Here is a 23106-nt window from a genome sequence, read left to right on the forward strand (position 1 = left end):
AACCCATCCCTGACCCTTCCCAAGGGGAAGGGAATACAGCTGTATTGCAAAATACAAGTGTTACCATTTTAAATTAGGGATGTTGAAATAATAAAAGAATTTATAAACATTAAATAATATTAAAATGAAAGTAACTATCGTAGGTGCAGGAGCTGTTGGAGCAAGCTGTGCAGAGTACATCGCTATTAAAAACTTCGCATCAGAAGTTGTAATTTTAGACATTAAAGAAGGTTATGCCGAAGGTAAAGCTATGGACTTAATGCAAACAGCCTCATTAAATGGATTTGACTCAAAAATTGTGGGTACAACTGGAGACTACTCCAAAACTGCTGGAAGTGACGTTTGTGTAATTACTTCAGGTATTCCACGTAAACCAGGAATGACTCGTGAAGAATTGATCGGTATAAATGCAGGAATTGTAAAAACTGTTTCAGCTAGTTTAATTGAGCATTCACCAAACACCATTATAATTGTAGTTTCAAATCCTATGGATACGATGACATATTTGGTGCATAAAACTACTGGATTACCTAAAAATAGAATAATTGGTATGGGTGGTGCATTAGATTCTGCTCGTTTTAAATACAGATTAGCAGAAGCTTTAGAAGCTCCTATTTCTGATATTGACGGTATGGTTTTAGGTGGTCACTCTGATACAGGAATGATTCCTTTAACTAGTTTAGCTACACGAAACAGTGTACCAGTAAGTAAATTTTTATCTGAAGACAGACTGAACCAAGTTGCTGAAGATACTAAAGTAGGTGGTGCTACATTAACAAAATTATTAGGTACTTCAGCTTGGTATGCTCCTGGTGCAGCAGTTTCTAGTTTAGTTCAAGCCATTGCTTGTGACCAGAAAAAAATGTTCCCTTGTTCTACAATGTTAGAAGGCGAATACGGATTAAATGATATCTGTATTGGTGTTCCAGTAATTTTAGGAAAAGATGGTATCGAAAAAATAGTAAAAATTGACCTTTCAGATGCTGAAAAAGAAAATATGAAAAATAGTGCTGAAGCGGTTAGTAAAACAAATGCATTATTAGAGTTGTAATATAAGCTCCTTAATAACAATCAAAAAGGCTACTTTAAATTAAAGTAGTCTTTTTTTTATATATTTATCGAAATTTAAAAACAAAATATGAAAAAATTTATTCTAGTCGCTCTTCTATCGTTGAGCGTGAGCGTTTTTGCTCAAAAAGAAATTAAGGAAGGTGTAATGACAACCAAAGTTACCATGTCTTCTGATAATGAGCAAGTAAATGCCTCTTTTGCAATGATTGGTGATATTGGTGCCACAACTCATTTTAAAGGAAATAAAGCGAGAACAGAACAGACCAATCAGATGACTGGAACACAAACTTCTATTGTTGATCAAGAAGCTGAAAAAATGTTGATGTTAATGGATGTTCCTATGATGGGAAAAAAATACATGAAACAAGACACTAAAAAATCAGAAGAAGAATTGAAAGATGTCACTGTTACTGCTAATGGCGAAAGTAAAACTGTTGCTGGTTATGACTGTAAAGGTTATGATGTGGTTTCAAAAGTAAATGGTCAAGAGATCAAAATGAAAATGTTTGTTACAGACAAAATTTTGGCTCAAGAACAATATACCGCTATGTTAGGTGGTAAATTAAAAGGTTTTCCATTGCATATGGTAATATCAATGAATCAAGGAGGAATGGCAATGGACATTACAATGGAAGTTACAGAAGTTAAAGCTGAAAGCGTACCAGACAGTAAATTTGATATGACTGTACCTGAAGGATATACTGAAATGGTAATACCAAAACAATAAACTAAAAATTTACTTATAAAAAAGCCCCGAAGTTCGGGGCTTTTTTATATCACTAATCTTCTATTCTAGTTGGTGTATCTTCACCACTAATAATGCTTTCTGTTCCTCTTGCAATTGCTTTTATAGTTTCCGTAATGGTAGACACACTTAATGTTGTTGCCTCATCTGACACCTTATGGTAATGTGGGTCATTATCTATAGGTCCCGTTGAAAAAGTATGAGCAGGGATTCCTAATTTTGCCATTGCCGCATTGTCCGACCTATAAAACAATTGATATGCTTTATATGGATCAGGATGTAATGTATAACCTGTATTTATAAGATTTTTCTGAATAATTGTTCCAAAATCAGAACGCTCAAAACCAGTTAACCATGCCGTTTTAGGTCCAAATTTAGATTCTTTCCCTATCATTTCAATATTGATTCCAGCCACAAAGTTATCTGGCTCTATCTGTTTACCAAAATAAGTAGATCCCACTACACCCATTTCTTCTGCAGTAAAAGTTACGAAAATAATAGTTCTTTCATTACTATTTCTATTTTTAAAATATTCCGCTAAAGCCAAAACAGCAGCTACTCCCGAAGCATCATCATCTGCACCATTATATATAACATCTCCACTACCATTTTCTTTAACTCCTAAATGATCGTAATGAGCGGAGACTAATACATATTCATCTTTTTTACTTTTTCCTTCCAACACTCCTATGATGTTAAACAAATTCAACTCCTTTTCTTCAAAAGATTGACGATATGTTTTTAAATCTTGAAATTTATCCAATCCAATTCTCTCAAATTCTGATTCTATATACTGTGCTGCTTTTTCAATGCCAGGTGTACCTGCCTTGCGACCTTCCATCTCATCAGAAGCTAATGTATACAGATGCTTTTTTACTATTAAACTATCAATGCCTATTAAAACTTCATTGGTGTCGATTGTTTTCGCTTTTTGGGCACAAGAAATTCCTACGCTTAGAAGTAATACAATAAGCAGTTTTAATTTAATCATAGTTTTAAGTTCTTTTAATTTAAATTTTAAGTTGTAAATTTTGTTAATTCAATTATACCATCAATTATTCCAACTTACATATTTTACATAAAATAATGTGAAATCAATCAACCTAAAGTCTGATAAACAAAACTACGTTTATGAAAGTCCTGAAATTTTACCATTATCATCAATAAACATTTCTTCAGAAGCTGGTTTAGATGGTAACCCTGGCATTCGCATCATTTTACCTAAAATAGGAATCAAAAATTTTGCACCAGCAGCAATTTCTATTTCCCGAACAGTTATTCTAAAACCTTCAGGTCTCCCTATGAGTTTATCATTATCAGAAAAAGATTTTTGCGTTTTTGCCATACAAATAGGAAAATCATTAAACCCTAACTTTTCAATTCTTCGCAAATTTAACTTCGCTTTATTATCGTAATCAACGCCGTCAGCTCCATAGATTTCTTTTGCTATTTTTTCAATTTTCTCTTTTACGGGAGATTTCCAATTATATAATGGTTTAAATTCAGTCGCCTTATTTTCTACAATATCAACCACAGCTTTCGCCAGATCAATAGTACCATTTCCTCCTTCTGCCCATCCGTTAGAAACAACCGCGGTTACTCCTAATTTATCGCATTTACGTATGATCAAATCAACCTCATCATTAGTATCAGAGACAAATGAATTGATAGCCACTACAGGTTCAATATTAAATTTTCTTATATTTTCAATATGTTTTTCTAGGTTTACAAAACCCGCTTCTACACGTTCTACACTTGGTTTGTTATATTCATCACTAGGCGAACCACCATGATGACGCAATGCTCTTATGGTAGCTACCAAAACAACACATTTCGGGTTTAATCCCGCTGCAGCACATTTAATATTTAAAAACTTCTCTGCTCCAAGGTCAGCACCGAACCCTGCCTCAGTAATTACATAATTTGATAAAGAGAGTCCCATTTTAGTTGCAATAATACTATTGGTACCTTGAGCAATATTGGCAAAAGGACCTCCATGGATAATGGCGGGATTTTTCTCTAAGGTTTGCACTAAATTGGGTTTTATGGCATCTTTTAACAAAATAGCCATAGCATTTTGTGCTTTTAAATCACGTGCAAAAATTGGCTTTCTATCAAAAGTAAAACCCACAAAAATATTTCCAATACGTTCTTTTAAATCATCACGGCCTTCAGCCATACACAAAATCGCCATAATTTCAGAAGCGGCGGTAATATTAAACCCTTCCTCTCTTGGAATGCCGTTAGCAGTTCCTCCCAAACCAATTGTAATTTGACGTAATGACCTGTCATTCATATCAATGACTCTCTTCCAACCAATTGTTCTTGGGTCGATATTTAAATTATTAACCTTGCTTTGTAAATTATTATCAATCAAAGCTGCCAATAAATTATTTGCTTTTTCAATGGCATTAAAGTCTCCCGTAAAATGCAAATTAATATCCTCCATTGGCACTACCTGAGAATATCCTCCTCCGGCTGCACCACCTTTTATTCCAAATACCGGACCTAAAGAAGGTTCTCTTAATACAACAGTAGCTTGCTTGCCAATTTTATTTAAACCTTCTGTCAATCCTATTGAAACCGTAGTTTTCCCTTCACCAGCAGGAGTTGGGGTTAAAGCGGTTACTAATATTAAATTGTTTTTTTTGACTTTATCCTCATCAATTAAGTTTAAAGGTAGTTTAGCTTTGTATTTACCATACATTTCTAAATCATCTTCAACGATGTTTAATTTTTCTGCAACATTCTTAATGTGATTTTTTTCTGTAGCCTGAGCAATTTCAATATCGGAAAGGAATTTCATTTAGTATTAAATTTAAATAGCTAAGATAATGAATTTATGAAGTAAAGCCAATTATAAAAAACTTAAAAACAATTGTCTATTCTCATTTGTTACTATATATTTGCACGTTAATAAAAAAAAGGTATATCTATAATATATGCCTATAAGATATTTTAAATAGAAAGTAGATGCAAAACAAAGGACTAATTAAAACTTTTGCTATTTTATTTGGCTTAATATGTGTGTATTATTTATCATTCACATGGGTCAATAATAGAGTTGAAAATGATGCAAAAGAATTTGCAAATGGAGATGCTGCCAAACAAGAGGCATATTTAGATTCGGTAGCCAACGTACCCGTAGCCAATTACTTATACACAGAGTACACACACAGTGAGATTCAAGACAAGGCGATAAACCTTGGGTTAGATTTAAAAGGTGGTATAAATGCTACATTAGAAGTATCTGTAAGAGATATTTTAATGGGCTTATCAAATGATTCTAAAAATCCAACATTTAATAAAGCATTAGCTGATGCATCTGCTGCTCAAGAGGGAAGTGATGAAACTTATGTAAATTTATTTTTTGATGCATTTGAAGCAGAAAGTAAAGGTTCTGTAAAATTAAGTGACCCTTCAATTTTTGGAAATAAATCTTTAAAAGATAAGATTAATTTCAAAATGACTGATGAAGAGGTTAAAAGTGTTTTAAAAGATGAAGTAAAAGGTTCTATAGGCACTGCTTTTGAAGTGTTGAGAAATAGAATTGACCGTTTTGGTGTTACATCACCTAACATACAACGTATTGGCGAATCTGGTAGAGTATTAATTGAATTGCCAGGTGCCAGAGATATAGCTCGTGTAAAAAAATTACTTACAGGTACTGCCAAACTACAATTTTGGGAAACCTATGATAATACAGAAACTGCTAACTTTTTTATTCAAGCAAATTCTAAATTAGCCGAAATATTAAAGCCTGAGGTTGAAGATACTGAAGAGACTACAGATTCAATAGCATCTGAAGATTCACAAATTGATGATTTATTAGGTAAGGTTCAAGATTCAATTGACACAAAGGCAACTAGTCCTTTATTTTCAATAATGTACCCTAGTATTCCTCAAAATCAAAACCAACGAAGCTCAGTGGTTGGTTCTGCTAATGTAAAAGATACTGCAACCGTTAATAAATATCTAGCCATGAAAGAGGTTAGAGCATTATTACCTAATAATATGGTATATGCCAAATTTCTTTGGGATGCAAAACCAGTAGAGAAAACGGAAGTTATTAATTTATATGCTATAGTATCTAACAGAGAAGATGTTGCCCCTATTGAAGGTGATGTTGTTTCCGATGCAAGCCAGTCGTTTGACCAAACGGGTGTAAATCCAGAGGTGAGTATGTCTATGAACAGTAAAGGTTCAAAGTTATGGGCGAAAATGACGGAAGAAAATGTTGGACAATTTGTAGCGGTTGTTTTAGACAACTATGTGTATTCTGCACCAAACGTAAATGGTCCAATTCCAAATGGTAGAACATCAATTTCTGGTAACTTTACTATTGATGAAGCACAAGATTTAGCAAATGCTTTAAAATCTGGTAAACTTCCTGCTGCAGCAAAAATCTTAGAATCTTCTGTAGTTGGTGCATCGTTAGGTCAAGAAGCTATTAATAGTAGTGCAATAGCATTTATTTTAGCACTTTGTATTGTTCTAGTATGGATGCTTTTCTATTATGGTAAGGCTGGTATTTTTGCTAATATCGCTTTGTTGGTAAACATCTTATTTATTTTCGGAACATTAATTGCCTTTGGTGCAGTACTAACATTACCTGGTGTTGCAGGTATTATTATTACCATTGGTATGTCTGTGGATGCGAACGTAATTATTTATGAGCGAATAAAAGAAGCACTCAATAAAGGAAAGGTTTTAAAAGAAGCCGTTAAAGAAGGTTTTAGTTTTGAAGGAGCATTATCAGCTATTATTGATGCGAATATTACAACCTTTTTAACAGGGGTAATCTTATATATTTTCGGTTCTGGTCCTATTAGAGGGTTTGCAACTACATTAATGATTGGTATTTTAACCTCTTTAATAACTGCTGTATTTATTACACGTTTACTTATTGATTGGTATGCAAACAGAGACCATACCATGTCATTTAACACTGCTATAACTAAAGGATGGTTCCAAAATATTAGAGTTGACTTTTTAAAGAAACGTAAAATAGCATATTTCATATCTGGACTTATTATAATAGGTGGTATTGGTTCTTTAGTAATCAATGGTTTAAACTATGGTGTAGATTTTACTGGAGGTAGAACGTATACGGTTCGTTTTGACCAACCTACAAGTTCAACAGAGGTAGGAAGTACTTTAAAAGGTGTTTTTGGTGATGCTCCAGAAGTAAAAACGTATGGTCCTTCTAACCAATTAAAAATTACTACTAAATATAAAGTTGATGAAAATTCAGTAGAAGTTGGTGATGAAGTTCAAGAATTACTATATAATGGATTGCAATCTTACCTTCCAGACGGAACTACTTTAGAAGATTTTAAAATTAGTAGTACAGACACAGAACATAAAATTGGTTTAATGTCATCTATGGAGGTTGGACCAACCATTGCAGATGATATTCAGCAAGCAGCAGTTTGGGCAATTATTGGCTCATTAATCGTTGTATTTTTATATATCTTGTTGCGATTTAGAAAATGGCAATATAGTTTAGGTGCTGTAATAGCAGTATTTCATGATGTATTGATTGTATTAGCTGTTTTCTCAATATTCTATAAAATTTTACCTTTTGATATGGAGATTGACCAATCATTTATTGCCGCATTATTAACGGTAGTTGGTTATTCTCTGAATGATACTGTGGTTATCTTTGATAGAATTAGAGAGTTTACTGGTAAACATGATAGTTGGCCATTTATGAGAATAGTAAATGCTGGTTTAAGTAGTACTTTAGGTAGAACTATTAATACCTCATTAACGACCTTATTAGTATTGTTATCAATATTTATATTTGGTGGAGATTCTATTAAAGGATTTATGTTCGCTATGATTGTTGGTGTTGTAGTAGGTACTTACTCATCATTATTCATTGCTTCGCCAATTATGTATGATACCACGAAAAAACTGATAAAAGAAAAGTAAAACAAATTAAACATTATAAAAAATCGTTTTGCTTTGCTGAATTAATTTCAGAAATAGCAAAACGATTTTCTTTTTTACAAAAATGGGTACAATAAAACTTCATAATAAGCACTTTAAAAAATATATTTCTGCTAAAAAAATTAAAATTGCTATTGATAAAATGGCTTCTTTAGTTGCAAAAGACTGTAAAGATGAAGTTCCAATTTTTATTGGAATTCTTAATGGTTCTTTTATGTTCGCTGCAGATTTTGTCAGAGCATATAACGGAGATTGCGAAATGTCTTTTGTTAAATTATCATCTTACAACGGTACAGATTCTACCGGAAACGTAAAGCAATTAGTAGGTCTTAATGAAGATATAGAAGGCAGAACTGTTATTATTTTAGAGGACATTATTGATACAGGTACAACGCTTGAAGAAATTTATAATATCTTCAGAAATCGAAAACTCAAGCAATTAAAAATTGCAACATTATTTTTTAAGCCTGATGTTTTTCGTAAAGAGTTACATATTGATTATATTGGTCTTTCTATACCCGATAAATTTATTGTTGGTTATGGATTAGATTATAATGGTTTAGGAAGAAACCTTGCAGACATTTACCAATTAACAACACACAAAATGACAAACATTGTTTTATTTGGCCCTCCAGGTGCCGGAAAAGGAACACAAGCTGACGTATTAAAAGATAAATATAATTTGGTGCATATTTCCACTGGAGACGTATTTAGATACAACATTAAAAACCAAACAGACTTAGGTAAATTGGCAAAATCATATATGGATAAGGGCGATTTAGTTCCTGATGAAGTAACCATTGATATGCTTAAAGCCGAAGTGGAAAAAAATGCTGATGCCAACGGATTTATTTTTGACGGTTTTCCTAGAACAGAATCTCAAGCAAAAGCATTGGATGCCTTTTTAGAAGAAAAAGGACAATCAATTAACGGTATGGTAGCCTTAGAAGTTGCTGAAGATTTATTGGTTGCTAGATTGTTAAAACGCGGCGAAACAAGTGGAAGACCTGACGATCAAGACGAGTCTAAAATTAGAAATCGTTTTAATGAATACGAAACTAAAACTTCTATTTTAAAAAATTATTACACTGATCAAAATAAGTATTTTGGAGTAGATGGTGTAGGTAGTATTGAAGAAATTACAGAACGATTAAGTTCTGTATTTGATACATTATAGTTTTCTGTTACTCAAAAAATAGCATAATTATAAACAAATAAAGCACAAACAAAGACAAAATGGTTGAAGGCAATTTCGTAGATTATATAAAAATACATGCTGCCTCTGGTAATGGAGGTAAAGGCTCTGTGCATTTACATCGCGAAAAATTCATCCAAAAAGGTGGTCCAGATGGTGGTGATGGTGGTCGTGGTGGTCATATTATTGTTCGTGGTAATAAAAACATGTGGACTTTAGTTCACCTAAAATTCAAAAAACACTTTAAGGCTGAGCATGGTGGCGGCGGTAGTAAGAGTCGTAGTACCGGTAAAGATGGAGATGATGTTTATATAGATGTTCCTTTAGGTACAATTTTAAGAGATGGTGAAACGCAAGACATAATTTTCGAAATCACAGAAGATGGAGAAGAACAAGTTCTTGTAGAAGGCGGAATGGGTGGCCGAGGAAATTGGCATTTTAAAACACCAACAAATCAAACACCTCGCTATGCACAACCAGGGGTTGAAGGAGAAGATGGTTGGTTTCAGATGGAACTAAAACTATTGGCTGATGTTGGTTTGGTAGGTTTTCCTAATGCCGGTAAATCAACATTGCTGTCTGTAATGACCTCAGCAAAACCAAAAATAGCTGATTATGCATTTACGACATTAAAACCTAGTTTAGGTATCGTTGAATACCGCGAATTCCAGAGTTTTGTAATGGCAGATATTCCAGGTATTATTGAAGGAGCTGCTGAAGGAAAAGGATTGGGACATCGATTTTTACGTCATATTGAGCGTAACTCTACTTTGTTGTTTTTAATTCCTGCCGATTCAGACGATATCAATGAAGAGTATAAAATATTACTGAATGAACTTAAAAAACATAATCCTGAATTATTAGATAAAGACCGTTTATTAGCGATTTCAAAATCTGATATGCTAGATGATGAGCTGAAAGCTGAAATAAAAAAAGATTTACCAGAAGATGTCGATCATATCTTTATTTCTGCTATAACTCAAGTGGGATTGACGAAATTAAAAGATAAATTGTGGAAAATGCTGAATGATTAATTAACTGTATTTCAGCACTTCATAAACATTTTACATAAATATTTATTTTACGGTTACAAGTAATAAATAGTGTCCGTTTAACGTTACTACGGTTAAACTAAACTATTATGTCAAAGTTAACCAACAAAACTTCTATATCTATATTAGCACTTGCTCTTATATTAAGCTCTTGTGCCACCACTAATAAAATGACTATGGGTGTGCTCGAGCCTGCACCTGTATACATGCCTAAAGACATTCATAACATAGGTATTATAGACAGAAGTTTACCCTCTGATGAAAATACTGAATTGGATAAATTAGATAAAGTATTATCTGCTGAAGGGAAAAACTTAGATAAAGAAGGAGCTCATAGGGCTATTTTAGGATTATCAGATAAGCTAGGTAAAAATCAAAATTTTGATGAAGTTAAAATTATTGAAGATGCTAACTTAAGAAGTCCAGGTTCAGGAGTTTTTCCAGCTTCACTTTCTTGGGAGACCGTTCAAAAAATATGTGATGAAAATGATGTAGATGCTTTATATGTATTATCATATTATGATACCGATTCTAAAGTTGATTATAAAATCGTTCAGAAAAAAATTAAGAACCCCTTAGGTCTTGAGATTTCAGTTCCTGAACATCATGCAACAATTTTTACCCATCTAAAAACAGGATGGAGAGTTTATGATTTAAAGGACAAACTAATTCTTGATGAGTACAACGTAAATCAAAATATAACAACTACGGGAAGAGGTATTAACCCGGTCAAAGCATTGGCTGCTGTAGCAGGAAGAAAAGAAGCTGTTTTAGAAAAAAGCAATACCATTGGATACAATTATGGGGCAAGAATTCTTCCACGTAGTGTACGAGTTTCAAGAGATTATTTTATTAAAGGAACTGATAAATTAGAAACTGCAAACAGAAGAGCTATTGCAGGACAATGGGATAGTGCCGCAGAATTATGGAATGAAGAAGTCTCTAATAGCGATAATAAAATAGCGGGAAGAGCATGTTACAATATGGCTATTATTAATGAAATAAATGGCAATTTAGATGAAGCTATTGAATGGGCACAAAAAGCGTATACAGATTATGAGATAAAAGAAGCCATTAGATATATCAAAATACTAAGGTATCGTAAAGAAAACAATAGACTATTAGCCTCTCAAAATTAGGACTTATTAGTATATTAGTTGTTCAGAACTTCTTAGTAAACTATAAATATGCAAGGCAACACTAGAAAAAACATCAATATCGGTCAAAACGTAGCAATTGTTTTAAAGCAAGACCAGCGTTCTGGCAAACTTACCGAAGGTGTTGTACAAAAAATACTAACAAATTCACCCAACCATCCTCATGGGATTAAAGTGATGTTGGTTTCTGGAAAAGTAGGAAGAGTTAAAGAAATTTTGGAGTAGTTTACGATTTGACGATGTATAACGTATTGTCAGTTCGAGTTTTTTTTGTGAAATGAAATGGAACAAAAAATGTATCGAGAACTGGTTCTCGATAAAAAAACACCCCTATGAGCTATGCTCGGTATCTTCGAAACAAAATGAGTTTTGTTTCTCCATAATCCTCAAGGGGACAATTATCACGATTAATCTTTCTCCAAAAAATAACAAATTTACTTTCTCAATTTCTTTTACTAAATTTATAGCTTGAACTCAACTTTGTTTTTCATTTTTTTCCGAAAATGAGAATAAATTTGTTCAGATGAGGCGTTTTTTGAAAAGCATAGCATTGCTACGCATAAGAAAAACAACAAAATATGGGCAAATTTCTATCCTTTTCAAGAAAGAAGAAAAGTGAAGATGAGTTCATTAACTAAATTTAGTTGTATGATCCGTACCCTAACGCTATGTTTCCTTTTTATTTCTACACTATGCTTTTCTCAAACCAAATCTTCATTTAAAAATCTCGATGTATTTGAATTAGAATGGGCTATAAACCCTGAAATTTCACCTGATGGTAATCCTGTTGTCTATCAACGTAGTGGATTTGACATTATGAATGACCGTAAACAATCTCGACTATGGATGATGAATACAGATGGTTCAAATCATATAAAATTAACTAGTAATGAAGTGAGTGAATCTAATCCGAAATGGTCACCAGACGGCTCTAAAATTGCCTTTACAAGTAGTACTGAAAATGGTTCAGAAATATTTGTGTACTGGTTAGCAACAGGTAAAACCGCTAAATTAACGCAACTAGAAAAATCGCCAAGTGGCTTAAGTTGGTCACCTGACGGAAAGCATATCGCTTTTTTAATGACCGTGCCAGAAGCTCAACCTACATTGGTAAAAGCTCCAAAAAAACCGGAAGGAGCCAAATGGGCAGAACACCCAAGAGTAACCACACGATTTAAATATGAAGCCGATGGTTCGGGATATATTCAACCGGGATTTAAACATTTATTTATTGTTTCGGCTGAAGGTGGTTCTCCAAGACAAATTTCTTCGGGTAACTTTAAATTTGGCAATCCGCAATGGTCAAAAGATGGAAAGTCACTTTTTTTTAGTGGTAATTTAATTGAAGATTGGGATTATGACTTTAGAAATTCCGAGATTTATACTATTGACATCGCTACAGGAAAAACCTCTGCGTTAACAGACAGAAAAGGGCCAGACCATAGCTTAGCTCTTTCACCAAATGGTAAACAAATTGCTTATATAGGTTTTGATGATAAGGTACAAACCTATCAAGTAAATCATATCTATATAATGGATATTGATGGCACTAATAAAAAACAAATTAATACAGGTTTAGATAGAAGTCCTTCCAATTTAACATGGAGCGTTGACGGAAAAGGACTTTACTTTCAATATGATGATACAGGGAATACCAAGATTGGCTACACTACCCTATCCGGAAAAACTTCAAAAATTGCAGACAATTTAGGAGGCACTTCTATTGGCAGACCTTATGGAGGAGGCTCTTATTCTTTATCAGAAAACGGAACTATTGCCTTTACGGAAACTACACCAAGCTACCCTTCTGAAATTGCTGTAATCACCAAAGGAAAATCTCGAAAAATTTCAAACCTCAACGAAGATATTTTACCATTTAGAACATTAGGTAAGGTTGAAGAAATATGGTACAAATCGACCATTGACGGCAATGATATTGAAGGTTGGATTGCTTATCCTCCAAATTTTGATGCGTCAAAAAAACATCCTTTGTTAGTAGAAAATCATGGTGGACCCATTTCTAATTATGGAGACCGATTTTCACCCGAAATACAATTGTACGCCAGTGCAGGTTATGTAGTTTTTTATCCCAATCCTAGAGGAAGTACTGGTTATGGTGAAAAATTTGGTAATTTACTCTATCACAATTATCCCGGTAATGATTATGACGACGTTATGGATGGTGTAGATGCCGTAATTTCTAAAGGTTATATAAATCCTAAAGAATTATACGTAACAGGCGGAAGTGCCGGCGGTATTATGTCTGCATGGATGATTGGTAAAAACAATCGCTTTAAAGCTGCTGCTGTTATAAAACCCGTAATGAATTGGATTAGTAAAACCCTAACGGCTGACAACTATTATGGCTATGCAAATTCGCGTTATCCCGGGCAACCTTGGGAAAATTTTGAAACCTATTGGAAGTTTTCTCCACTCTCTTTAGTGGGTAATATACAAACGCCTACCCTAGTTATGGTGGGTACAGAAGACCGACGAACTCCTTTATCAGAAGCAAAGCAATTGTACAGTGCGTTAAAAATTAGAAAAATTGAAACCGCCTTGGTAGAAATTCCAGGAGCTTATCATTTGATTGTTAACCGACCTAGTCAATTAATTACCAAAGTAGATCATATTTTGGCTTGGTTTGAAAAATATAGAGAGAATGAATAATATCATTACAAAATGAATAAACTAATAATTATAGGCAATGGCTTCGACTTAGCACATGGACTTCCAACCTCATATAAACATTTTCTTAATCATTTTTGGAAAAATTTAAAATCTACTTATAAAAACACATTAATAGAAAAGTTCGTTTTTATTGATCCTCAATATGATGGGTTATTCAACCACGATAAACAAACTGAAAATTATGATGACTTTGTTTTAAATTTAACTGAATATGCAAAAGAATATAATTATACATATGAAGATGATTTAAAAAATTTATTCACCAAACCTGGACGTAACCATCCCATCTTTAAGTTTAAAAATGATTTTTTTAGATTAATTAACGATAAAAGTTCAATTACCAATTGGGTGGATATTGAAAATGAATATTATAACAATTTAAAAAGTATAATTAAAAACAACAGTATTGATGAAAGTAATGTAAAAGTTACAAAGCTTAACGAAGAGTTCTATTTATTGAAAGAGTTATTTGAAAAATATTTAGTAGAAGAAGTATGTAAAAAAAATGACTTTAACGAATTTGAAGACAATAAAAATTATTTTGGAATATATGATATTATAAAACCTAACTTATCTGATCCATATCTCCATTTAGAAAAAGACTCTGTACTTGATTATCTTAGAGAATTTTCTTTTCCTGAAGATAAAAAGGAAATTGAAAAATATGTGGATGGTAATAAATCTTCAAAAAGAGAATTCTACAAGTCCTATTTACTTTCTTTTAATTATACTCCAACAGCAAAAACGCACGACTTTTTATTTAACAAAAAGAAAGAATTTAATATTTTCACTAATTACATCCATGGCATAGTTGGAGATTCTCAAAATCCAATTAATTTTGGTTTCGGAGATGAAACTGATAAGGATTATAAACTAATAGAAGATTTAAATGAAAACGAATTCTTAAAAAATTTCAAATCCTTTCAGTACTCGCATACAATAAACTATAACAACTTGTTTGAGTACCTAGATTCAGAAAAGTATCAAGTCTTTATACTTGGTCATTCTTGTGGTTTGTCAGATAGAGTTTTGTTAAATGCAATTTTTGAACACGAAAATTGTAGATCTATAAAAGTATATTATCATGTACAAGGTGATGATGATAACTACACAGAAATTGTAAAAAATATTTCTCGACATTTTAATGATAAAAAGGTAATGCGTAGAAAAATAGTTAGTAAACCCTACTGTAAAGCTTTGCCTCAAAACTTAAGATTCAAGGTTAAAGAAAATTAAACAATTTTTGACCTCAAAATCCTTTAATACCGTTGGTGTCCTATAAATCAAATACTTGTATATTTTCAACGAAAAACGATTCGAAAGACTCAAATACATGTTACTTAGACAATTTATTAATAATTAGCTATATGTTTGATCTCTAAATTGTAAAATGATGTTTTTAAAGCTATATATTCCCTTTGTATTGCTATCCACTTTATTTCAGTGTAAACCTGAAATAAAAGAGATTTCTAATGATAAAAAAGCAGAAATTGAAGTAGAAAAAGAAATGGGTTTAGGTTTACTTAGTTTAACTTTTAACAAACCTTTAAAATTTTATAAAAACCCAACTGATTCCGTGGTTTTTGATCAACTTGAATTCATTAAAGATAGTCAATCTGAAACCAAAGGAAGGTTATTATTTATATCCCAAACAGCATTTTCTCCATACAGAATGCATTCAGGAGACTCTGACACAATGGCTCAAGATCATATAAATAGAGGCTTGGTACGATTTGGACCTGAATTACTATTTAGAGTATTAGAAAAAACAGATACCTACTTCAAAATTATAATTGATGAAAATACTTTTGAAACTGCTTATTTAAAAATTGATCCTAATTATGCACTTTACACTGAATTAAGTCAAGTTTATGCAAACAGTTGTTCTAATTGCCCCGGCTCTAATTACAACCCAGATTTTTATATTTACGAAACTTGGGAAAATTACTTTAAAAGATTACAGTTTATTACAATAAAAGGTTTAGATATTTATACGAATCCTGAAGGTATCATACTCTTAGAGCGAAATAATGAAGATTTTTTACCATTTCAAGTTACCGAATTAAAAGGAGATTGGATAAAAGTTAAAAAAGCAAAGTTATATGCGAGTTATTTCGACGATAAGATAAATTACAATGGTTGGGTACGTTGGAAAAATAACATGGATATTTTAGTAGACATCACAGAACAGACATATGAATGAGTTCTGTAATAATAAATAGTATGTCTAAAATACATTAGTTAACTACGAAAATAACTTTATACATTTAATTAGTAGTATGTCTATTTATCTTTGAATTACCAAATAAAGAAAAATGCAAAAAGTAATTTATTTATTTTTACTACATACATTATGGGGTTTTTCTCAAGAAACCAAGGTTGTTATTGATAGTATCTCTCAAGAAAAAACAATTTATTATGATACACAAGGATCTGTATTGGGTGGACATTACGAAGTCTTTTATGCAAATGGAATTCTAAAAGAGAAAGGTCAAACATTAAACGAATTTGGATGCTGGATGGACAGTGGAAAATTTGAATATTACGATGAAAATGGAGTCCTAAATAAAACTGAATTTTATCACAATTGGCTTATAAATCTGGAAGACGGTTGCCATAGCACAATACAAGACATTACCGTCAATGAATACCATGAAAATGGAAAATTAAAAGCAGAAAAGAGTTATCAAAGCTCTTATGAAGCCGATGAAAAAAATAAAGTGGGGGTCTGGAGAGACTTTGACACCTACGGTTATGTTAACAACACCAAATCTTACCCATGGACGTATCCACATAAAGGACTACCAAATAACATTATAAAAGCAGAAAAAGCATTGGTAACTTTATTTGAAAAACTAAAAAACAGTGAGCCCCGAATACGCTATGAAAGTGTGGCTCCATCTTTTGAAAAAGAATTACTTGTAACTCTAAATTTACAGAACAGTTGGCAATATCCATTTCAAGAATTGTCAAAAAAAATCAGAATCTTATCTTCTAAAGACAGTTTAATACGAACTTTTGCTTGGGATGAAAGAGAGGGTGGCAGTCGCCATAACATGAAAAGTTATATTCAATACAAAAATAATGATATTGTACAAATTGAAAATTTAAGAGATAACGAAGAAGAAAATGGTTTTAGAAATGCAACCATTAACGAAGTTGTTGCTTTTGATAATGGTTATTTTATTGTGGGTTGGGGCACTTTTGGTAGTGGAGCCATGCATTTGATAATTACCTATTATAAATTTGTTGACGGTATTTTAAAACCTTGGCCAATTTTTGAAAATGATAAAACAGAATACGGCATTGAAATATCTAGAGGTGATAAATTCAATCTGAAAATTGATCCAAAATTGCAACAAATAACCTTTAATGAGACCTTGTATAATGAGGACATGGGTTACTATTATCAAACAGGAAAATTGACTACACTCGCTTTTATTGATCGGTTAAAGACCTTTGTAAAAAAAGAAGAAAAATAAAATCAGTCAAAAATAGATGCCAAGGCATCATCAATCCATTCATATTGAAATTGAAATCCTTGATTTTTTATTTTCGTATTGACTAAGTATTGACTTTCCAACACAATAGCTGACATCTCACCCAACACCAACTTTAATACAAAAGCAGGTATATTAGGTAACCAAATTGGTTTATTTAATTGTTTTGCAATGGCTTTGGTAAGCATTTTATTAGATACCGGATTAGAAGCTACAGCATTAAAAACACCATCATTATTGTGTTCTATCGTAAATAAATACATATTTGCCATGTCGGTAACATGAATCCATGATTGAATTTGCTTACCGCTACCCAAAGGTGCACCAACATAATAGTTGATAGGTTTTACCATCTGATCTAAGGCTCCTCCATCACTTGAAAGTACAATTCCCGTTCGCAACTTAGACACGGTAATACCTAAACCTTCTAAGGTATCCACTTCATCTTCCCACTTTTTAACCACTTCTCCTAAAAAAGAATCGCTTATTACCCTGTTATCGGTCTCTCTATATTTTGCATCTAACGAAGAAGGATAAATACCCAATGCAGATGCGGAAGAAAAATGAGTCACCTTATGCTCATTCTCAGAAAGTAATTTGTATAATAATTTAACGGTATCAATTCTACTATTGAGTATATTTTGTTTTTGTTTATCAGTCCATCGTTTAGAAATGGAAGCTCCTGCCAAATTAATAATAGCATCAACACCCTCAATACAATTTATATCAATTTCTTGAGAGCTAGGATTGTAATAAAAACCTTTCTTTGAAGAAGAGTTAATGATTTTCTCTTTATTGGTAGTTAAATAATGAACAACATAATTTTTACGTGCACAAAGTGCCATAATTTCATTACCAATTAACCCTGTAGCTCCTGTAATTAATATTTTCATACACTTATTTACTAAAAACCCGAGCCATTAAACTATCTGCATTTAACCAAATAAGAATTACCAAGAGTAATAATACAATCAATAGCATTGCTCTTTTTTGGTTAGGTTGTCTTCTTGGTCTTAATCTTTTAAACTCCATAATACATAAATATAATAATACTCAAAATTACAATTTTAAAAGCAAAATGCATAATTGAGTATAATTTTAAAAACAGTACCTTTGTTGACTTATTTTCTGAACTGAATGAAGAACATCCGTAACTTTTGTATTATCGCCCATATTGACCATGGTAAAAGTACCTTGGCAGATAGATTGCTGGAATTTACTGGCACTGTAACCGATCGAGAAAAGCAAGATCAGTTGTTAGACAGTATGGACCTAGAGCGTGAGCGTGGTATTACCATTAAAAGTCATGCCATACAAATGGATTACATGTACGAAGGTGAAAAATATACACTTAACCTTATTGACACGCCTGGTCACGTCGATTTTTCTTACGAAGTATCGCGTTCCATTGCTGCATGTGAAGGAGCATTGTTAATTGTTGATGCCGCACAAAGTATTCAGGCACAGACCATTTCTAATTTATATTTAGCCTTAGAAAATGACTTGGAGATAATTCCGGTTCTTAATAAAGTTGATTTACCAAGTGCAAACCCGGAAGAAGTTACTGATGATATTGTAGACTTGATTGGTTGTAAACCTGAAGATGTAATTCCGGCAAGTGCAAAAACTGGATTAGGTATTGAAGAAATTTTAGAAGCGATAATTCACAAAGTTCCTGCACCAAAAGGAAATCCAGATGAACCATTACAAGCATTAATATTTGATTCTGTTTATAACCCTTTTAGAGGTGTTGAAACCTATTTTAGAGTTTTAAATGGATCCATTAAAAAAGGTCAAAACATAAAATTCATTGCAACGGGCAAAACCTATTTTGCAGATGAAGTGGGTACCTTAAAGTTAAAACAAGCACCTAAAGCTGAAATTAAAACAGGTGATGTTGGTTATCTAATTACAGGTATAAAAGAGGCAAAAGAAGTAAAGGTTGGTGATACTATTACAGATGCAAAAAACCCTACTACCAATGCTGTTGAAGGTTTTGAAGATGTTAAACCAATGGTTTTTGCCGGTATTTACCCTGTAGATACCGAAGATTATGAAGAGCTCAGAAATTCAATGGAAAAATTACAATTGAACGATGCTTCTCTTGTTTTTACGCCAGAAAGTTCTGCCGCATTAGGTTTCGGATTTCGATGTGGATTTTTAGGCATGTTACATCTTGAAATTATTCAAGAACGTTTAGAGCGTGAATTTGATATGACCGTAATTACTACGGTACCTAACGTATCTTACCATGCGTATACCCATAAAGATGTAAATACCAAGATTCTAGTTAATAACCCCACAGATTTACCAGATCCGTCAAGACTTGAACGTGTTGAGGAGCCTTATATTAAAGCCACAATAATTACAAAATCAGAGTTTGTAGGTAATGTAATGTCATTGTGTATAGAAAAACGTGGCGAAATTACCAATCAAACCTATTTAACTACAGAACGTGTTGAACTTACTTTTGACATGCCGTTAGCAGAAATTGTATTTGATTTTTATGATCGGTTAAAAACGGTTTCTAAAGGATATGCATCCTTCGATTATTCACCAATCGGTATGAGGGCTTCAAAACTAGTGAAAGTTGATATTTTACTGAATGCTCAGCCTGTAGATGCCCTTTCTGCATTATTACATGCCGATAATGCCTATGGCATCGGTAAAAAAATGTGTGAAAAGTTAAGACAGTTAATTCCAAGACAACAATTTGACATTCCTATTCAAGCTGCTATTGGTGCAAAAATTATCTCTAGAGAAACTATTAAAGCACTTCGTAAAGATGTTACCGCAAAATGTTATGGTGGTGATATTTCTCGTAAGCGTAAACTGTTAGAAAAACAGAAAAAAGGTAAAAAACGTATGCGTCAAGTAGGTAATGTAGAAATACCACAAGAAGCATTTATGTCTGTGCTGAAATTGAATGATTAAAACATAAAAAAACCCGCAAAATTGCGGGTTTTTTTATGTTTTAATAGGTGGTGATTATTACCATTGCTTTTGTGTAGTACTCAAACCTTGATATAAAAAGGTTGAATTATTCGGTGAATCCGAATCTAAACTACTTGTATCTCCTGATGAATATAAAATTCTTTTATCATTATTGTTATATCCAGCGTCTCCATTAAATAAATAAGCAAGATAACCCATATTTGTAATTTTAATGTTATTCCCTTTCAGTATAAAAAAATGATCTCCCTGATCAACTGTAGGTAAAACACCGCCTAGGTCTGAATATCCAGTTTTAATGTCTGTTTCAGAAACTTTTACTTTATTACCAGCATGATTATCTGATTTACTATAGAATCTAAAAGCAAACACATAACTGTCTGCCGGTATATTAATTCCATTACCATTGGCCAATGTAAATGTTGGAGCATTTGCTTTTATGAGAGTATCATCTGTTAGGTAATCCGATTCTTCTGTTGCAACTTTACTCACTTCGTTTAATTTTAAAGCTAAGTTATCATACTCTGTTTTTGTAATTTCAATCCATGCTCCATCACTTGCAGCGGTATAAGCTACTTTAGAACTACTTAAAAGAAACTCTAAATCATCCATATCATTTAGTGAAATGGTAACCTGTGCAGTTTCTGTAATTGAATTTCCCATTACATCAACAGTTGCAGTAATTGTTGGGTTAGTTTCAAAATCGAAAGTACTTGCATCTGCAACAGTAATTACGCCAGTTACGGCATCAATTGCAATAGCCCCTACCGGTGACTGACTGGCAATACTGTATGCAAAAGTACCATCTGTACCTGTTGCGGTTACTGTACCTAAAACTGCCTCAATTGCTTGATTTTCATCAGCAGTAATATTAGCATCATTTATATTAAGTGTTGCCGGGTCGTCGCTACTACAACTAAATGCTAATACTGATACTGTTAATAGTAGTAATGTCCGTTTTAAGATTTTCATAATAATAATTTTTTTAGGTTGATTTTAGTTTAGAACTACATATAACTAGTAAATGGATTATTTATTTCAATGGATTTCATTAATAAATCTAAATATTGAAAACAATCGCATTCTTTTTTTTGGAAAGTATAATAGGAGCACTATAACAATTTGACATTCCTATTCAAGCTACTATTGGAGCAAAAATTATTTCTAAAGAAACCATTAAAGCACTTCGTAAAGATGTTAACGTAAAATGTTATGGTGGTGATACTTCTCGTAAACGTAAACTGTTGGAAAAACAGAAAAAAGTTAAAAAACGTATGCGTCAAGTAGGTAATGTAGAAATACCACAAGAAGCATTTATGTCCGTATTGAAATTGAATGATCAGTTAGGTTTTTCTCTAGCTTTTCCTTTATACTGTATTTAATTAATGGCCTTGTATATGAGTTGTAGCGGATAAATTACTATTACTTTCAGGTTGTAATTTAATGAAAAAGCGGTTTAAGTAACAACTTAAACCGCTTTTTCTTATTTACGTTATTACCCAACGTAATTTATTTTAATTTTTTTGACCTATCAATAATTTTCACTTCAAAATATCCATTCTTTTCTACACATTTAGAATTGTTTCTTAAATCAATTGCACCTGATTTTTGAATTCTAGAATGAATTGTAGCATTTGAAAATGGGTTTGAAAGTTTCCCTCTAGTCAAATTTTTATTTGGATTATATGACGTTTTATTTGCTTTCATTTAATAAAACTTATTTGCAAAAGTACATATTTAATATGACTTTAATATTTTCTTTAGTTCAATAGTCGCTTTATCAATACTTAAATTACTTCTAAAATTATCTTTTATTCTAGTCGTGTTTCCAGAGTCTTTCATTGTTTTAAATGCCTCTATATTAAATGAACCATTGTCTTGTTTTAACGAAATATCATAGGTTTTATTGTCTTGGTCTAAAACCCATTTATTCCCATTTGGAATACCGGTTAATTGCCAATCTAAATTTTCTTGAATTTTAGATAATTCATTTAAAAACTCGATTAAGTTATTGTGTCTATCAACTGGATTTAATGAAAGTGCCTTTCTAATAACATTTCTTAATTTTTGAGGAATATGTGGCAAGAAAAATTGCCTGTCAGGAAATTTACCATTTGATATTAAACTGTCAAGTTCTGCTTTGTTTTTCACTCCAATTAATTGATTTTTAAAAACACCAGAACCATTACAAATTCTATATAAAGTTAAACCAGCGTGGTAAATATCTACTTGAATCGTGAATTTATTTGTTAGAAGGCATTCTGGTGCTGTATGTAAACTATAAAATCTATCTTGCTCTGCAACACTATGTATATTTGTGAATTTTGCTAAACCAAAATCAGTAACAAGTGCTTCATTAGAATCTGAAATTAAAATATTTGTTGGTTTAATATCAAAATGAATTAACCCTTTTGTGTGGATATGATTTAAACCAGATAAAAAGTCTATTGAATATTTCAATACTTCTCTTACAGTTAAAAATCTTGTATTAGTTAATGATTCTAGAGATCCATTTCCATAATGTGGCATTGCTATATAAATATGTTCGTCATCTTCACAAGAATAATTTACAGAAACTATATTTTGATGTTTAGAAGCGTATAAACATTTTGCTTCTTTATAATAATCATTTGGTGATTTGAAATCTTTTTTTGGAATTCTTTTTATTACAATATCTGCATCAAATTGTTTGTCGTGTGCTATAAAAACATCAGAGTTTTTTCCTTCTGCACCTATATTTTTTTTTAACTCAAAGTTTAATTTTGCTTCTCTTAGTCCTATATTCATA

General features: G+C 32.2%; 19 protein-coding genes and 1 pseudogene. 13 read left to right on the plus strand and 7 right to left on the minus strand.

The annotated features are described in order from the left end of the window. The first annotated feature begins 124 nt into the window (after positions 1-124). Positions 125-1051 carry a malate dehydrogenase gene (mdh, locus tag D3P13_RS03440; protein ID WP_117879882.1) on the plus strand — a complete coding sequence of 309 codons (927 nt, stop codon included), beginning with the start codon at positions 125-127 and terminating at the stop codon, positions 1049-1051. Between the two features lie 87 nt (positions 1052-1138). After that, positions 1139-1798 (plus strand): DUF4412 domain-containing protein, encoded by a 660-nt coding sequence (locus tag D3P13_RS03445; protein ID WP_117879883.1) that lies wholly within the window; start codon positions 1139-1141, stop codon positions 1796-1798. A gap of 52 nt (positions 1799-1850) precedes the next feature. Here the strand turns inward: D3P13_RS03445 and D3P13_RS03450 are convergent, their stop codons facing one another. Then, positions 1851-2807, minus strand: a complete 957-nt coding sequence (locus tag D3P13_RS03450; protein ID WP_117879884.1) for a M20/M25/M40 family metallo-hydrolase — start codon at positions 2805-2807, stop codon at positions 1851-1853. Between the two features lie 138 nt (positions 2808-2945). Further along, positions 2946-4622, minus strand: a complete 1677-nt coding sequence (locus tag D3P13_RS03455; RefSeq protein WP_117879885.1) for a formate--tetrahydrofolate ligase — start codon at positions 4620-4622, stop codon at positions 2946-2948. A gap of 167 nt (positions 4623-4789) precedes the next feature. On the opposite strand from D3P13_RS03455, the gene secDF reads away from it, so the two are divergent. From secDF to D3P13_RS03500, 9 genes are all read left to right on the plus strand, one after another. Next, entirely contained in the window at positions 4790-7753 is a 2964-nt protein-coding gene (secDF, locus tag D3P13_RS03460) for a protein translocase subunit SecDF (protein ID WP_117879886.1), read from the plus strand. An 82-nt stretch (positions 7754-7835) separates the two neighbouring features. Next, positions 7836-8948, plus strand: a complete 1113-nt coding sequence (locus D3P13_RS03465; protein WP_117879887.1) for an adenylate kinase — start codon at positions 7836-7838, stop codon at positions 8946-8948. A 59-nt stretch (positions 8949-9007) separates the two neighbouring features. Beyond that, complete coding sequence (gene obgE, locus D3P13_RS03470) at positions 9008-10000, plus strand: GTPase ObgE (protein WP_117879888.1); 993 nt, start codon at positions 9008-9010, stop codon at positions 9998-10000. 107 nt (positions 10001-10107) lie between these two features. Next, positions 10108-11157 carry a DUF6340 family protein gene (locus tag D3P13_RS03475; RefSeq protein WP_117879889.1) on the plus strand — a complete coding sequence of 350 codons (1050 nt, stop codon included), beginning with the start codon at positions 10108-10110 and terminating at the stop codon, positions 11155-11157. A gap of 48 nt (positions 11158-11205) precedes the next feature. Then, positions 11206-11400, plus strand: coding sequence for a YwbE family protein (locus D3P13_RS03480; protein ID WP_117879890.1), 195 nt, complete (start codon positions 11206-11208; stop codon positions 11398-11400). Between the two features lie 423 nt (positions 11401-11823). Beyond that, the gene (locus tag D3P13_RS03485; protein ID WP_117880252.1) at positions 11824-13845 is read left to right on the plus strand and encodes an alpha/beta hydrolase family protein; all 2022 of its coding nucleotides are present in this window, start codon (positions 11824-11826) and stop codon (positions 13843-13845) included. A 12-nt stretch (positions 13846-13857) separates the two neighbouring features. After that, positions 13858-15102: an AbiH family protein gene (locus D3P13_RS03490; protein WP_117879891.1), complete on the plus strand. Its 1245-nt coding sequence runs from the start codon at positions 13858-13860 to the stop codon at positions 15100-15102. Between the two features lie 154 nt (positions 15103-15256). Beyond that, complete coding sequence (locus tag D3P13_RS03495) at positions 15257-16069, plus strand: hypothetical protein (RefSeq protein ID WP_157972821.1); 813 nt, start codon at positions 15257-15259, stop codon at positions 16067-16069. Between the two features lie 112 nt (positions 16070-16181). Continuing rightward, positions 16182-17348, plus strand: a complete 1167-nt coding sequence (locus tag D3P13_RS03500; protein ID WP_117879893.1) for a hypothetical protein — start codon at positions 16182-16184, stop codon at positions 17346-17348. Between the two features lie 2 nt (positions 17349-17350). Here the strand turns inward: D3P13_RS03500 and D3P13_RS03505 are convergent, their stop codons facing one another. Continuing rightward, the gene (locus tag D3P13_RS03505; protein ID WP_117879894.1) at positions 17351-18259 is read right to left on the minus strand and encodes a TIGR01777 family oxidoreductase; all 909 of its coding nucleotides are present in this window, start codon (positions 18257-18259) and stop codon (positions 17351-17353) included. A 4-nt stretch (positions 18260-18263) separates the two neighbouring features. After that, positions 18264-18398, minus strand: a complete 135-nt coding sequence (locus D3P13_RS22300) for a hypothetical protein (RefSeq protein ID WP_262511824.1) — start codon at positions 18396-18398, stop codon at positions 18264-18266. Between the two features lie 105 nt (positions 18399-18503). On the opposite strand from D3P13_RS22300, the gene lepA reads away from it, so the two are divergent. Further along, positions 18504-20300, plus strand: coding sequence for a translation elongation factor 4 (gene lepA, locus D3P13_RS03510; RefSeq protein ID WP_117879895.1), 1797 nt, complete (start codon positions 18504-18506; stop codon positions 20298-20300). Between the two features lie 57 nt (positions 20301-20357). Here lepA and D3P13_RS03515 read toward each other — a convergent pair whose 3' ends face one another. Then, positions 20358-21290: a cadherin repeat domain-containing protein gene (locus tag D3P13_RS03515; RefSeq protein ID WP_117879896.1), complete on the minus strand. Its 933-nt coding sequence runs from the start codon at positions 21288-21290 to the stop codon at positions 20358-20360. A gap of 146 nt (positions 21291-21436) precedes the next feature. Between D3P13_RS03515 and D3P13_RS03520 the strand changes: the two are divergent. Continuing rightward, positions 21437-21700: pseudogene (locus D3P13_RS03520) on the plus strand (hypothetical protein); the annotation flags it as partial. A 127-nt stretch (positions 21701-21827) separates the two neighbouring features. Here D3P13_RS03520 and D3P13_RS03525 read toward each other — a convergent pair. Both D3P13_RS03525 and D3P13_RS03530 read right to left on the minus strand, forming a co-directional pair. Then, positions 21828-22025, minus strand: a complete 198-nt coding sequence (locus D3P13_RS03525; protein WP_117879897.1) for a hypothetical protein — start codon at positions 22023-22025, stop codon at positions 21828-21830. 30 nt (positions 22026-22055) lie between these two features. Then, positions 22056-23105 carry a serine/threonine-protein kinase gene (locus D3P13_RS03530; protein WP_117879898.1) on the minus strand — a complete coding sequence of 350 codons (1050 nt, stop codon included), beginning with the start codon at positions 23103-23105 and terminating at the stop codon, positions 22056-22058. Between the last annotated feature and the right edge of the window lies 1 nt (position 23106).

Origin of the sequence: Aureibaculum luteum (assembly GCF_003449015.1) — a bacterium.
GTDB classification, from domain to species: Bacteria; Bacteroidota; Bacteroidia; order Flavobacteriales; family Flavobacteriaceae; genus Aureibaculum; species Aureibaculum luteum.